The 15,530-nt window shown below is 27.2% G+C and carries 13 protein-coding genes; 7 read left to right on the forward strand and 6 right to left on the reverse strand.

Annotated features, from left to right (window positions below; genetic code table 11):
• Positions 1–45: 45 nt before the first annotated feature.
• The 7 genes from HGB55_RS00465 to HGB55_RS00490 all read left to right on the forward strand — a co-directional run bounded on the left by HGB55_RS00465 (position 46) and on the right by HGB55_RS00490 (position 6,347).
• Positions 46–639, forward strand: coding sequence for an ACP phosphodiesterase (locus HGB55_RS00465; protein ID WP_168813572.1), 594 nt, complete (start codon positions 46–48; stop codon positions 637–639).
• Positions 636–2,339, forward strand: a complete 1,704-nt coding sequence (gene ggt, locus HGB55_RS00470; protein ID WP_168813575.1) for a gamma-glutamyltransferase — start codon at positions 636–638, stop codon at positions 2,337–2,339. The genes HGB55_RS00465 and ggt overlap by 4 nt, the downstream gene beginning before the upstream one ends.
• 34 nt (positions 2,340–2,373) lie before the next feature.
• Complete coding sequence (locus tag HGB55_RS00475) at positions 2,374–3,456, forward strand: AI-2E family transporter (RefSeq protein ID WP_168813577.1); 1,083 nt, start codon at positions 2,374–2,376, stop codon at positions 3,454–3,456.
• Between the two features lie 6 nt (positions 3,457–3,462).
• Positions 3,463–4,005 (forward strand): DUF1697 domain-containing protein, encoded by a 543-nt coding sequence (locus HGB55_RS00480; RefSeq protein ID WP_168813579.1) that lies wholly within the window; start codon positions 3,463–3,465, stop codon positions 4,003–4,005.
• Position 4,006: 1 nt separating this feature from the next.
• On the forward strand, positions 4,007–5,182 hold the full coding sequence (locus HGB55_RS00485; protein ID WP_168813581.1) for a class I SAM-dependent methyltransferase: 1,176 nt from the start codon (positions 4,007–4,009) through the stop codon (positions 5,180–5,182).
• Between the two features lie 422 nt (positions 5,183–5,604).
• Entirely contained in the window at positions 5,605–5,736 is a 132-nt protein-coding gene (locus tag HGB55_RS15565) for a hypothetical protein (RefSeq protein WP_256368412.1), read from the forward strand.
• Positions 5,737–5,870: 134 nt separating this feature from the next.
• Positions 5,871–6,347, forward strand: a complete 477-nt coding sequence (locus HGB55_RS00490; protein WP_168813583.1) for a hypothetical protein — start codon at positions 5,871–5,873, stop codon at positions 6,345–6,347.
• Between the two features lie 46 nt (positions 6,348–6,393).
• On the opposite strand, the gene HGB55_RS00495 is transcribed toward HGB55_RS00490, so the two are convergent.
• From HGB55_RS00495 to HGB55_RS00520, 6 genes are all read right to left on the reverse strand, one after another.
• On the reverse strand, positions 6,394–7,659 hold the full coding sequence (locus HGB55_RS00495; RefSeq protein WP_168813585.1) for a YaiO family outer membrane beta-barrel protein: 1,266 nt from the start codon (positions 7,657–7,659) through the stop codon (positions 6,394–6,396).
• Entirely contained in the window at positions 7,659–9,980 is a 2,322-nt protein-coding gene (locus tag HGB55_RS00500) for an LTA synthase family protein (RefSeq protein WP_247649165.1), read from the reverse strand. The genes HGB55_RS00495 and HGB55_RS00500 overlap by 1 nt, the downstream gene beginning before the upstream one ends.
• Before the next feature lie 123 nt (positions 9,981–10,103).
• Positions 10,104–11,543: a glycosyltransferase family 2 protein gene (locus HGB55_RS00505; protein WP_168813589.1), complete on the reverse strand. Its 1,440-nt coding sequence runs from the start codon at positions 11,541–11,543 to the stop codon at positions 10,104–10,106.
• Positions 11,544–11,545: 2 nt separating this feature from the next.
• A complete protein-coding gene (locus HGB55_RS00510) occupies positions 11,546–12,643 on the reverse strand; it encodes a hypothetical protein (RefSeq protein ID WP_168813591.1) in 1,098 nt (365 codons plus the stop codon).
• A 5-nt stretch (positions 12,644–12,648) separates the two neighbouring features.
• Entirely contained in the window at positions 12,649–13,014 is a 366-nt protein-coding gene (locus tag HGB55_RS00515; RefSeq protein WP_168813593.1) for a response regulator transcription factor, read from the reverse strand.
• Positions 13,007–15,337: a PAS domain-containing hybrid sensor histidine kinase/response regulator gene (locus tag HGB55_RS00520; protein ID WP_168813595.1), complete on the reverse strand. Its 2,331-nt coding sequence runs from the start codon at positions 15,335–15,337 to the stop codon at positions 13,007–13,009. The genes HGB55_RS00515 and HGB55_RS00520 overlap by 8 nt, the downstream gene beginning before the upstream one ends.
• Positions 15,338–15,530 lie beyond the last annotated feature (193 nt).

Genomic DNA, 15,530 nt, shown 5'->3' on the forward strand with positions numbered 1-15,530 from the left:
CCGCTATTGGCGGATTTTTTTGTATCATTGTTTTAAATTTATTGTATGAATTACTTGGCTCATCTATATCTTTCAAAAAACAACAAAAATATTTTAATTGGTAACTTTATTTCCGATGCTGTAAAAGGAAAAAATTATCAGCACTACCCAAAAGAAATTCAACAAGGTATTATTTTACACAGAAATATTGATACGTTTACCGATACACATCCAATTGTTAGAAAAAGTAAACATAGATTGCATGAACGTTACAAACATTATGATGGTATAATTATCGATATTTTTTACGATTATTTTTTAGCAAAAAACTGGAACGATTATTCTGAAATACCATTAAATGTTTATGCAAGTAATATTTATCAATTATTAAAAAATGAATCAACAGTATTTCCTCCAAAAATGCAACAGATATTGCAATACATGATTCAATATAACTGGTTAGAAACCTATCAATCAAAAAAAGGGATCGAAAAGGTTTTACAAGGTATGAATAAAAGAACTGAAGGTAAATCTCTAATGAATTTAGCTATAGAAGATCTTCAAAAATATCATGATGAATTAGAAGCAGATTTTAAAACTTTTTTTAAAGATTTAATAAATTTTACTAATGAAAAAACAAAACTATTGTTAGAAATATGAAAAAAATTATCCCCTTAATTTTATTAGCATTTTTAATTGTTCAATGTAAAAGAAATTCAAACGAAAATGCAAACAAAAATAAAATAACCGGATTTATAGCTGATAGCTCAATGGTTGTTAGTGCAAGAAAAGAAGCTTCTAAAATTGGTGTTGAGATTTTACAAAAAGGCGGAAATGCGTTTGATGCTATGGTAGCAACCGAATTGGCTTTAGCTGTAGCTTACCCTTTTGCCGGTAATTTAGGCGGAGGCGGTTTTATGGTTTACAGGACCGGTAACGGAGAAATTGGAGCTTTAGATTACAGAGAAAAAGCACCGTTAGCTGCTACAAAAAACATGTATTTAGATGAAAACGAAAATATAATTGAAGGTAAAAGTATTTTAGGAGCTTTGGCAGTTGGTGTTCCGGGAACTATTGCAGGTGTATTTGAAGTTTATAAAAAATTTGGTTCTCTGCCTCTACAAGATATTTTAAATCCGGTAATTGTATTAGCAAAAAAAGGAGTTGTTGTAACCAAAAAACAAGAAGAAAGGTTAAAACATTATTGTGAGTCATTTCAAAAAGTAAATAAAAATATCATTCCATTTGAAAAAGCTTGGCAAGAAAATGATACTATAAAATATCCTGAATTAGCCAATACATTAGAGCGTATTTTAGCTAACGGTAAAGATGAATTTTACTTAGGCGAAACTGCAAAAAAACTTGTTTCGTTCTTACAAGCAAATGGTGGAATTATTACTTTGGAAGATTTGGCAAAATATGAAGCAAAGTGGAGAAAACCTATTACTTTTGATTATGATAATTTACGGATAATTTCAATGTCGCCGCCGTCAAGTGGAGGAGTTTGTTTAGCTCAAATTATGAAATCTATTGAACCTTTTGATTTACATGAATTTGGACATAACTCCACAAAAACCATTCAAGTTATTACAGAAGCTGAAAGAAGAGCTTATGCAGACAGAAGTTATTTTTTAGGCGATCCAGATTTTATTACAATACCTATTGACACTCTAATCAGTAAAAATTATAACTCTAAAAGAATGAATTCTTTTTCTTTCAAAAAAGCGACTTCATCTGAAGAAGTTTCACATGGAAAAATTGAAATTATTGAAAGTGACGAAACCACACACTACTCTATTGTAGATAAATTTGGAAATGCCATTTCTGCAACAACAACTTTAAATGGTGCATACGGTTCTAAATTATATTGTAACGAGCTTGGCTTCTTTTTAAATAATGAAATGGACGACTTTAGCAGTAAACCGGGAGAACCAAATATGTTTGGTTTAATTGGTGCCGAAGCAAATGCTATTCAACCTGAAAAAAGAATGCTAAGTTCTATGACACCTACTATTGTAGAAAAAAATGGTGAACTTTGGATGGTTGTTGGCACTCCGGGTGGTTCCACTATTATAACTTCAGTTTTACAAACCATTCTAAATGTGCATGAATTTAAAATGGGGATGCAAGAAGCAATAAATCAACCTAGATTTCACCATCAATGGTTGCCCGATATTATTAGAATGGAACCAAACAAGTTTGATGAAAAAGTAAAACTCGAATTGCAAGATTTAGGCTATATTTTAGATGAAGCTAACTCTCCAATTATTGGAAAAGTTGAAAGTATATTAGTTTTACCTAATAACACCTTAGAAGGTGGAGCCGATCCAAGAGGAGACGATTTTGCTTATGGTTATTAATTAATTTCATACTTTTATAACAATATATACTTAAATGAATTCTAACACTATAACTAAAGGAATATTAAAAGCAATTGCAATTGTTGTTGGCGTATTGGCATTGCTTTATTTTTTATATAAAGTACAAGCAATTATAATTTATCTTGCAATAGCCGGAGTAGTTTCATTAATAGGTCGCCCACTAATTCGCTTTTTTAAACTTAAATTAAAATTTCCGGAAACATTAGCCGTAATAATTACAATTCTTTTGTTTTTCGGACTTTTATTAGGAATAGCAAGCATGTTAATTCCTTTAATTATCAAGCAAAGTGAAAATTTATCGCTTTTGAATATGGATGAACTTCAAGCTAATATTCAAGATTTATTAAATGAAATAAACGATTACTTTTTAACTTATAACATCAACCTATTCAATGAAATCAAAAATATTGATCTCTTCCAAAATTTTAAAATTATACCTAATTTTCTAAATTCAGTAATAGAAACCATAGGAAATATAGGTGTTGGGCTGTTTTCAGTTATTTTTATAGCTTTCTTTTTTATGAAAGACACTCACTTAATGGAAAATTCTATTTACGTTTTAGTAAACGACAAAAATGAAATTAAATTACGAAAATCATTATCAACTATAAAAAACTTATTATCAAGATACTTTATCGGACTTATATTTCAAATCACCATTTTATTTGTTATTTACACCATAGTCTTATTAATTTTTGGAATTGAAAATGCCATAGTTATTGCTTTTTTATGTGCTTTATTAAACTTGATTCCATACATAGGTCCATTAGTTGGTGGAGTAATTATGTTGTTTTTAACAATGAGCAGTAATTTAGGTCAAGATTTTAGAACTGAAATTTTACCAACAACAATTTATGTGATGATTGGGTATATTTTTGCTCAATTAATAGATAATTTTATAAGCCAACCGCTTATTTTCTCAAAAAGTGTAAAATCTCATCCTTTAGAAATATTTATAATTATAATGATTGGAGGCTTTTTATTTGGTGTTACGGGTATGATTATTGCAGTTCCTACATACACAGCAATAAAAGTTATATTAAAAGCATTTTTGGCTGATAATAAAATAGTTAAATCGTTAACTAAAAATTTATAATTTACTATGGTAACGTATATAGCACTTTTACGAGGCATAAATGTATCGGGTCATAATAAACTAAAAATGACTGATTTAAAACAATGTTTTATCGATTTAGGTTATACAAATATTACAACTTACATTCAAAGTGGTAATGTTATATTTCAGTCAAATAAACTTGAAACTAAACATATTGAAAACAAAATTAGTAAAGTAATAGCTACAAATTTTAATTATGAAATTAACGTATTGGTTTTAACAAAAGACGATTTACTGTTAATTTACAATTCTAATCCTTTTTTGCAAAATGAAGGTATTGATAGTACAAAACTTCATGTAACTTTATTAAATGATACACCTAATTTGGATAACTTACATCAAATCAATCATTTAAAAAACAACAATGATGAGTTTGTTATACTTAATAAAACTATCTATGTTCATTGTCCTAACGGCTATGGAAAAACAAAACTTACCAATAACTTATTTGAGAAAAAATTAAATTCTAAAGCAACATCACGCAATTGGAAAACAATCTCAAAACTAGTTGAACTAAGTAATCTTTAAATTGAATTTTGAAATTTTAAATAATGAAGTTCAAGAATTTATTAATTCTAATTTAAAATCGGATATTACAAAACTGATTCTAAAAGGAAGCCCTTTCCCTTCAATTAAAATTCAAGAAATTGCCGAACAAATATTAGCTAAAAATAAATGTAAAAAAAAATTGCCAACATGGTTTAATACTTCTAACATTTATTATCCTAATAAATTAAATATTGAACAAACTTCATCTGAAATCACGGCAAAATATAAATCTGATTTAATATCCGGCAACAATTTAATTGATATTACCGGCGGTTTTGGAGTAGATTCGTATTTTTTTTCACAAAAAGTTCAAAATATTACACATTGTGAAATAAATGACGAATTATCAAAAATTGTAACTCACAATTACAAAAAACTAAATATTCACAACATTACAACGTTTAAAGGCGATGGAATTCAATTTTTAGAAAATAGTACAACCAAGTTTGATTGGGTATACGCCGATCCTTCTCGCAGAAATGATGAAAAAGGGAAAGTATTTTTATTAGAAGATTGCATACCTAATATTCCTGAAAATTTGACTGCTTTATTTGATAAAACGAATAACATATTGCTCAAAATTTCTCCAATTTTAGATATAACAAGTGCTATAAATGAATTAGTTTATGTAAAGGAAATTCATATAATTGCTATAGATAACGATGTGAAGGAATTGTTGTTTTTATTAGAAAAAAACTATGCGGAACCTATAAAAATTGAAACCATAAACTTTACTAAAAATTGTACACAACAATTTGCCTTTTATAAAACCGAAAAACCAAGTGCAACTTACTCAACCCCTAAAAAATATTTATACGAGCCAAATACTGCTATATTAAAAGCCGGAGCGTTTAAACATATTTCTGAGAAATTAAAGATTGGTAAATTACATCAACATTCGCATTTATACACCTCAGAAAATTTAATTGATTTTCCCGGCAGAGGTTTTGAAATTATGCACCTAATACCCTACGACAAAAAAAGGTTAAAAAGATTAATTCCAAGTAAAAAGGCTAATATTACTACACGTAATTTTCCTGAAAGTGTATCTCAAATTAGAAAAAAAACAGGATTTAAAGACGGCGGAAACATCTACTTATTTTTTACAACTGATATTAACAATTCACATATTGTTTTAGTTTGTACTAAATTATAATATTTGGGAAAGAAAAAGGAATAAATAGCACGTTTTTATAAATAAAATACATATTACCTTAAATAATTTGCATTTATAAATAAAAGTAGTATATTTGCATTTATAAGAGCGTCCCTATAATTGCAAATTTTTACGGAGAGGATTTGTAGTTTATTGATTTTTTTTAATAAAAATTCCCGTTTTTATGAGTTTAAAAATCAAATTTTGCTTTTAAATATCTCCAAAATAGAAGTTTTATTAACTAAAATTAAGGTGTTTAAATTTTGTTTCAATCAACTGTAATGATTTGATTTTAAATAAGTTAACACCCTTTCATCTTCATTATTTTTAAAATTTAAAAAATAATGCAGGATTTTTTTTGTTTATACGTAAGATTTGTAGTAAATTCGAGGTTCTTACTAATCATTTAATTCTTACTAAAAATGAAAAAATTAAAATTAATTTTCGGGTTGCTTATGGTAACAGCTTTTGTTGCGGTTACTGTTTTAAGTTATACTTCTGCTGAAGATCAAGCTATCAGTAAAATAGGGATAATTTTACCACCAAACGGATAAAATTTAATAGTTAAATATTTTATCAATCTTCAAAAGATATATACCACAATAAATATTTATTGTGGTTTTTGTGTTTATTATTTTGTACCTAATTTTTAAAAAATTATATTTGATAATAATTTTTATTAATTTTTATGAAAAATATAAGGAAATCCTCTTTGTGGATAGGTAGTTTTATTACACTAGCTATAATATTTATCCCATATCTATTATATATACATCAAAGAATATCTGCAGAAGCAACTAATATTGAAACTATTTTCGGGAATTTTGAAGGCGGAATATACATCAAAGTTCAAACATATGTTTATTTTTTATTCTCTAAATTGGTTCCCTTACTCCTTTTAGTTATTTGGTTTTTAACTAACAAACATTGGTGGGTACATGCTATCATTATTCCAATTTCTGTTTACTTATTTCAGTTGATATCCGTTATCAATGATAGTGTAAAATATGTTGATGAGATTGAATTTATATATTCTGTACCTTTAACAATAATTGTAATGGTTGTCCTGTATTTTATAAGAAGCAAAATAGCAGTTTATATACAAGCGGTTGACTTAAAAAAAGAAATGGATGAAACAATGAACCACCCAAAACCTGAAGAATAGTTAGTTCATTTATTTAACAAGCACAATTTATACTAAAAAAAAGTCACTATCTAAATTTTAATTCCCACGATATACCAAAAGAATAAATCCAAAAGTAATTACCCGGATCAAAACTTATTTCTTGGTGTGTAATTCCAAGTTTTGTTCCCCAAGCATTCTTCTTGTTATTAGATGTAAAATAATATCCTAAATTCAATTTTTGAGATTGTAATTCAATTATATTATCTTCATTCCCTTCAAAATCGAAATTATATATCTCCGGTGAAAAACCTATGCCTGCAGAAATTGTAAAATAGTTATCAGCATCACTTCTATATTTTCTGTAATTTAATGTACCTGATTTGCTTGTTCCTGAATCTCCCGGAGTAAAATACGGACGAAAAGACCAATAACTATTCCCAGTATACCATCCAATTGAACCTGTGTATATATTTGTAGTACTATTATATTTTAAAGACCTAAAACCTAATGATATTTCAAAGCTTTTTGGTAACGATTTATACAGTTCTGCTCCATACCTGATATCCGGATATAAAAATGTATTAGCTAGTCCAAAATTTAAATACGCATAAAACCCTTTTGAAATTTTTGGATACATATCTACTTCAAACTGAACACCATTTTCTTCAAATCTTCTGCTAAAATTAATTTTCCCAATAATACTCCCATATTTTGTTTGTCTACTGTACTTTAAAGTATAGTACTGCATTGGATCAAATACTTTAGAATATAAATCAACTGTAGCCAATAACCCTACTGAATTATAACTTAGTTTTTGTTCTAAATTTTTCTTGTAGTCTAAAGCTTCTTTATTTAAAGGGTTTTTGTTTAATAAATATTGAACAGTTTTAAATGCATCTTCAGGATTGTTGGAATTTTCTTCAGCACTGGCTTTTAAATACATAATTTCATCATCATCAGGAAAAACATCTAATGCTTTATTTGCTGTTTCTAATGCCTTAAATGGTTCTTCAGCCCATAGCTCGTTTTTAATTAATCCAATCCATGCATCTTTCCTGTTTAAATCCTTTTTTAAAACATACTTATATTCAGTTTCAGCCTTATCATAACTTCCATCCCATGAGTAAGTACTAGCTAAAAAAACTCTGATATCGTGATAATTAGGATATTTGGTCAAAATCAGCTGTAATGTATCTTGAGCTTGCTTTCTATTTTCATTAAAAGCCAACTCTCTTGCAACTTTAAAAGCCTCATCAGGATCTCCGTTAAAAATTTTCTGCTGTGAAAATCCACTAAAAACAGATAGAAATATAATAATAAATAGGATTTTACTAAAGGGTTTTGACATCATTATTCTAAAGATTGGTTATGATTTAAGTATTCTATATTCTCAGGATAAATTTTTATAATACTATCCATAATTTTTTGAGCTTTCAAAGTATCGTTCATTCTTTCATATGCTTTAGCCAATTTATAACTAACTTCTGAATTTGTTACTTCATTCTCCGTTGCTTTTTTATAAATTTCTATTGATTTATTATCTTGATTAGACCACCAATATAAATCAAATAAAGCCAAGTAAATCTCATCATAAGAAGGGTGTCTTTTTAAAGCGTTTAAAAATTCCAATTCTGCTTCATTATAATTTCCTTGCCAAGCATTTATTCTTCCTTTTAAAAGTCTTACATCAGGATGATCTGACTGAATATTTAAAATATAATTACACAATAATAAGGCTTTATTGTATTCTTTATTAAAAGCCAATTCTCTTGCTACTAAAAAGGTTTGATCATTATTTAGTCCATCAGCTAAATTTTTAATAGTTAGAAGCTCATCTTTTGTAAATTCAACCTTCTTTTTAATATAAATATTCATCAAATCAGGATATATTTTATCATTGAGAGTAATATACGCATTCAATTTTTTAAAAGCTTTTAAAGAATCCTTTAGTTCACTTAAAACAATTGTGTCTTCGATTTTATAAGTATTAAAACTCTCATCAATTTTATACAATTCATCATCAGACAAAAGATACTCTTTGTATATATAATCATTTATCCCTCCTTTATATTTCATTAAAGGTATTTTCTTTAAATTTCTATATTTTACTGCTGTATCAAGACCTTTACCCATCCATGAAGTTTCTTCTAACTTATTGAATTTGTAATTTTTCATTAAAAAAGAAAGTAAACTTGGTGCTACATCCCAATGTGATGATACTGATTTAAACTTTGAAGTTTTAGTTAACATTGGACTAAAAATATATAAGGGGACATGAAATCGGCACAATTTATCCTTTTGTGGAACAGGTATCAACCTATGATCACCTGTTATTATAAAAATTGTATTTGTATATTCCGGCCTTTGGGAATATCTCTCCATAAAATTTTTAATTGAAGTATCGGTATATAATAAAGTAGCAAAAATATCTTTATAAGAAGTTATTTCATTATCTGAAATTTTTAATGAATGATTTGTTTGCACTAAACTATCAACTTTTTGTATAAAACTTTCTTTTTCGGGAAATTCAAATGGTTCATGATTAGAAAGTGTCATTATAACATCAAACCTTGGCTGCTTTTTAGCATCAAATGTGGTTAATGTTTTTTCAAATATCTGCTCATCTGCATAACCCCATGAAAATCCATCAATATTCTTTTCGGTTTTAATAAAGTCTTTACCAAAATTACTTTCATCAATAATAATATCCGTTTGATTGTTTTCCAAAAATCTATTTTTATTATCAAATTCAGCTCTATCACCCGTAATAAATGATGTTGTATAGTTATTTGCTTTTAAAACACTTAATAGTGAAATGTGAGAAGGAACTTTTTCCAGTTCTAAAAAACCTTTATCACCATAAGGTAAGGAGCCTAGTATTGAAGGTAGCACACCAAATGTTCTCCCCGCATTGCTTACAAAATTTTCCCAATACAACGATTTACTCATTAACGAATCAAGATACGGCGTAAACCCTCCATAAGAACCACTTCCAACAAATTCCGCTCCTAAACCTTCAACTATAATTATAATAATATTAGGTTTTTCATTGGCAATTTTAAAAAAAGGTGCTAAAACATCTTCCGTCTCATTAAATGGTTTCAGCAATGGGTAATCAGTTCTTTTAGAAAATAAATAAGAATTTAATTCGTTTTTTTCCTTTTTAAACTTATAAACATCATTTACTAAGTAGGCTATTTTATTACTATCTTGAGTATGATACGAATGTGAAGTTAATTTAAAAATTCCAAATCCAATAAATAAAATAATCGCTGAAATTATACTTATATTTTTAGAAATAAATTTTTTTAAAAAATAAAATATACTAAATAACAACAAAGGAAAGATAATAAATGGTAAAAAATATGCTAAAGAAAATGCTTCTGAAGACTTTATTGTTGTGTAAATATCTTTGTTTGAATAACCTAATAAGTCTGCACCTAAATTAAGTAAAGTAGTTAAGCTATATTTTACAAGTGATACGTTAATTATAACAATTAGTGCAAATAAAAATTTAATTAAATATTTGCCTGCTTTTTTATTTATAACAGACACTAAACTATATACAGGAAATAAAATTAGCCCAATTAACAAACCTGTAAAAAAATCGTTTACTAATCTGCTTACTATACTTATAAAATAGGTTGTTTGTTCATATTGATCTTTAATCATGTAAAACTCAAACAAACTAGTAACCCAAAATACAATTATTAAAGATATTGTTAAATAAAAGCAAGTATATATATCTATAGCTTGGGATTTAAACTTCATATAATAAATTTATTAATCTGTTAATTAAATACTTTCCGTTTTTACAAGTCCTTTTCGTTCCATTGCTCCCCATTTCTTTTTCTTATTAAAAAAATAATCAATATTTCCTTTTACCGCTGCATATAATATAAATCCATGAAAAACAATAGGTTCTAAAAAGCTCATCAATATTAATTTAAAACCTGTTCCCTTCTTCTTATATTGATGATATGTGAGTTCTTCTGAAAAAATAGCCGTAATAGTAAATAATACTGCAAACAAATACGCTAAAATAAAAAAGGCTAAGGTATAATCCCATTTAACTTGATTGAGAGCAATTAAAATTCCGAAATAAATAAATCCAATTACTTCAAAAATTGGAGCAAATCTTTCAAAAATCAACCAATACGGATAGCTTAATAAGCCTAAATTATGATACTTAGGATTAAAGGCTAGTTTTTTATGCTTTTTCAATGTTTCAATAGTTCCTCTAGTCCATCTATTACGCTGAGAAATTAAAATTTTGTACGAATCAGGTGCTTCAGTCCAACATAAAGGATCCGGAATATAAGCCACCCTGTATTTTTCTTTTTTCTCTTCCATAAACCTCCGCATACGGACAATAATTTCCATATCTTCTCCAACAGTATTTGTATCATACCCGCCAACTTCTATGGCAACTTTTTTATCAAACATTCCAAAAGCACCGGAAATTACAAGCAATCCGTTTAATTTACTCCAAGCCATTCTACCCAATAAAAAAGACCTTAAATATTCTAATATTTGAGCTTGTTCAATTATTTTTTTGGGGAAATTAATATCTAATAATTTTCCGTCTTTAATAATACATGAATTGGCAATTCTTATAACACCTCCGGCTGCAATTATTTTATTATCGGTTGCCTCCAAAAATGGCTTAACCAACTTTTGAAGTGAATCTTCTAATAATAAACAATCAACATCAATACACGCCACATATTTACTTTTACTTATGTTAAGTCCCATATTAAGTGCATCAGCCTTACCTCCATTTTGTTTATCTACAACAATTAATTTTTCGAATGCCGGATTTGTAGATTTGAAAACTCCTGCTCTTAATGGCTTTGTTTGAATTTTTTGGTTTACCAAATAATCAATTTTAACCAAATCGTAAGCTTTAATAAGCCTTTCTAAACTATCATCCTTACTTCCATCATTTACAATAACAACATCATAATTTACATAATGATTAGACAGTAAAGACCTTACATTTTCAACTATATTTAAATTTTCATTATATGCAGGGGCAATGATAGATATTGAGGGAGAAATTGTTGAAGACATTATTTCTTTGTAATTAACAAAGCTGTTCTTTTTCATATAACTAATTGTTTCAACAGCTGAAATTACAGATAATATGATATAGGATAATACTGCTCCAAAAGCATAAATAAAGAATAAATAATGAATTATTTCTATTATTATTTTTACAGTATTAGAATCCAATATTAATTATTTTCTACGAATTCAATCATTTGATTAAATTCCGGTTGGGTTAGTTTTTGTTTTAAGCTTTTAAACTTATCAATATTTATGATTTTTAAAATTTTTAATACTGATAGTTTAATATCGAAATTTGTATGATGTAAATTCTCTAATAAAAAGGGTTCATCCTCAACTTCAAAAGTATTATTCAACATATTTATAAATGCTATTTGCTCATCTTCACTAGAATTTTTAAAATTAGTTTTTAAAACACTTTTTGCGTCTATAATATATAAATGATTTAATATTTCTATTACTTGAACTCTTATTTCTTTCGATTCATGAGTTAACAATATCATTAACTCATCTTTCATATCATATAAATTATAGATCTTCGTCAATTTCAATGCAAAACTCACAACCGATTCATTTTCAGACATTAACAAAGGAGTTATATCTGGCAACTCTTGATTATCAAACTTTTGCAATACCTCCAGCAGTTGTATTTGATCCCATTCTGACAGTTGACTTTTTACATTTTTTAAATATTCAAGTTCTTCAAAATGAAATAAACTAATTAAATATAATTGTGCTTCTTTACTAACTTCAGGCTTTGGATGATCTAAATGTATTACAACCTCATCATGTGCTTCTTTAATCTTAAATTGAGTCAGCTCTCTAATTCCTTTGGCTACAATATACCAATTTTTACTTTTAAGTTTAATTAATGCATATTTTACCAAACCAGAATCAATATATAATTTTTGAATTGCATCAACCATTTCACCTGAAATTTCATTTCTAAGTTTTAGTAAAATTGATACTACTATGTCTCTTTTAAATTTATTATTAACACAAACTTTTAATCTATTTATAATTTCCTTTTGTTCAGAACTTTCACTATCAGAATCCGTATATAAATAATTTATTAAAAGGTGTTCGTATTCGCTTTGAAATTTTTCAACTGTTTCTTCGTTTCTTCTCAAATAAGTTCTTAAAATTTTTAAGTAAATTATAAGTACTAGAATAATTTGAAATAAAACAAACCCAACACTCCATACAATTTGGATTAAAAGTGGCAGTTGATCGAAATACTCAAAAACATCTTGTAAATAACTCATTAATTTTATCCTAATAATCTTTTAACACGTATTAACAGTTCATTGGGACTAAATGGTTTACCCATAAAATCGTTAGCTCCCAAATTAAATGCCTTAAGCACCATTTCCTCTTGTCCGGCTGCTGAAAATACAACTATCGGTATTTCTAAATTTAATTTATTTCTAACGTGACTAATAACTTCTAAACCACTTATAAATGGCATCATTATATCAGTTAAAATTAACTGAGGTTCGTTAGCTTCAATAAGTTCAATTGCTTCTTTGCCATCTTTGGCAATAAAAAGCTGATAACCTTCTTTTTCCAACTTAAACTTCAATAAAAGTGATAGTGTGGAATTATCCTCTGCTAAAACTATTTTTTTCTTAGTCATCACTTATTGATTTTAATTCTGCTGATAGTTCTTTTTTAACCTTACTTAATATTTCTTTACATAAATTAATATGCGTTTCAATATCTTCTAATTGTGTTTCATTTCTAAATCTGTTATCTAATAAATGAATCGTTGGCTCTAATTTAGAAATACCAAACATACTTATGCTTGGTTTAATTTTATGTGTTGCCTCAAATAATTTTTTCCAATTTTTTGTTTTAAAATCCTCATCTAAAGTTTTTAAATATTCATTAATATCTTTTATAAACAGTTCAATTAATAATTTCAATATAGAAGTTTCATTTAACGTTTCTTTTCTTAAAAAATGAAGATCAATAAATTTTGTTATTTTATTAATATCATTTTTCTCTTCATTTTTTTTATATTCTTCCTCAATTACTGCAGTATTATTTCCATACTTTTTTAGGATGGAATATAGTTCAACCGGTTTAAAAGGTTTAAAAATATAGTCGTTCATACCTACATTCAATACTCTTTTAATATCGGTACTTGACGTATATGCCGTCATTGCAATTACCGGAATTTTAGATACTTTTTCAGAAATATCGTTCTTAATAATTTTGGTTGCCTCATAACCATCCATAACAGGCATTTGAACATCCATTAAAATGATGTCATACATTTTTTTCTGGGTCATTTTAACACCTTCTATCCCGTTGTTTGCTATATCAACTTTACAATCCCACCTTTCCAACCTGGTTTTAGCTAATAACTGGTTGGTTTTATTGTCTTCAACCAACAAAACATTTAATCCAAGTGACTGCTCAATTGAATTTTCTTGTTCAAAATTTAAACTAGGAATTTGATTTTCCTTACCTAATTTTAAAGGTAATGTTAATTTAAACACACTGCCTTCTCCAAATATACTGGAAACTTTAATTTCTCCTTTTAATAAATTAACCAACTTTTTTACAATAGTAAGCCCTAAACCAGTTCCTCCATAAATTCTGGAAGTATCACTTTTTGCTTGGGTAAAAGCCCCAAAAACAGTATTAATTTTATTTGAAACAATACCAATACCAGTATCTTTAATTTCAAAATAAATAGTTGAAATATCAAGATTTTGATTGAGTTGCTTTACAGTGACTGTTACAGAACCTTCATTAGTAAATTTAACTGCATTCCCTATTAAATTTAATAGTATTTGACCTATTTTAGTTGGATCGCTTATTACTTGATCTGGAGTTTCAGGTTCTATAATTAAATCTAAAGAAATATTCTTTTCTTTTGCTTTAATTTTCATTAAACTCACTACTTCATGTAAACGATTATGCAAATTAAATGGAATATTTTCAACTTCTAATTTGCTGGATTCCAGTTTTGAAAGGTCCAGCACATTATTTATAAGAGAAAGAAGAATTTCTCCAGAATTTCTCATTGTTTCTACATATTGCTTTTGCTCAGAAGTTAATCCGGTTTCTAAAAGTAAATCGGTAAAACCAATAACAGCGTTAAGAGGTGTTCTAATTTCATGGCTCATATTTGCCAAAAATTCATTCTTAACTTTTAATGATTCTTCTGCTGATTCTTTGGCTTTTTGTAGTTCAATATCTGTTAAAATTCTATTAGTAATATCAGTTCCTATTGAAATATAAGTTTCGTTTACACCTTTTGATATTTGCCATTCAATCCATTTATAATTTCCATTTGTAGTTTTAATTTTTTGCTTAAAAATATCAACAAATCCTTTTTCATTTAAAAAGACATACTTATAGATGGCTTCTTTAACTCTGGATGCGTCGTAAGGACTGCTATATGTTACTTTCCACCATTTATCTCCCATTATTTCATCCTTAGAATATCCTATCATTTTCTCAACAGATGGTGAAGCATATAAAACTTTTCCATCAATATCACTAACAAGCACAATAGATTCTACATTTTCAAGTATAGTGTCAGATTGAATTTTAATTTCTTCTGTTTTTTTCCACTCGGTAATATCAACTCCAACCGAAATATAGGTTTTATCAACTGTTATTGAATCTCTCCACTCAATCCATTTAAGGCTTCCATCTTTACAAAGTAATTTTCTATCATAAGGTTTTGGATTAACCTCAGTTTTTCCTGTAACAATATTTAGAATATTATTTTTAAATAAACCCTTATCATCTATAGAAAAAAAAGTTAAATCCCACCATCCTTCACCTAAAAGACTCTCCGGTTTATACCCAATAATCTTTTCCGTAGCAGGAGAAATATATGTAATATTACCTTTTATATCACACGATAAAACAATTAAATTCACTTCATTTAAAAGCGATTCTGAAGCATTTAATTTTTTAAAATCTGTTTTATTTTTCAATACTTTAAAATGTTATCTTTTTATTTACTAGCTTTAAATACTCCTTTTTTATATACTTAAAAAGCAGTATGTTTTAAATATATGTAAATATAAATAATTTATAAACTTTAGTTTAATTAAAACCTAATAATACTAAAAAAGAATTAAATCGCTTAAAATCTATTTATCTAAAAAATTAACATCTTAATTTTGA

Source organism: Lutibacter sp. B1 (assembly GCF_012524075.1).
GTDB lineage: Bacteria > Bacteroidota > Bacteroidia > Flavobacteriales > Flavobacteriaceae > Lutibacter.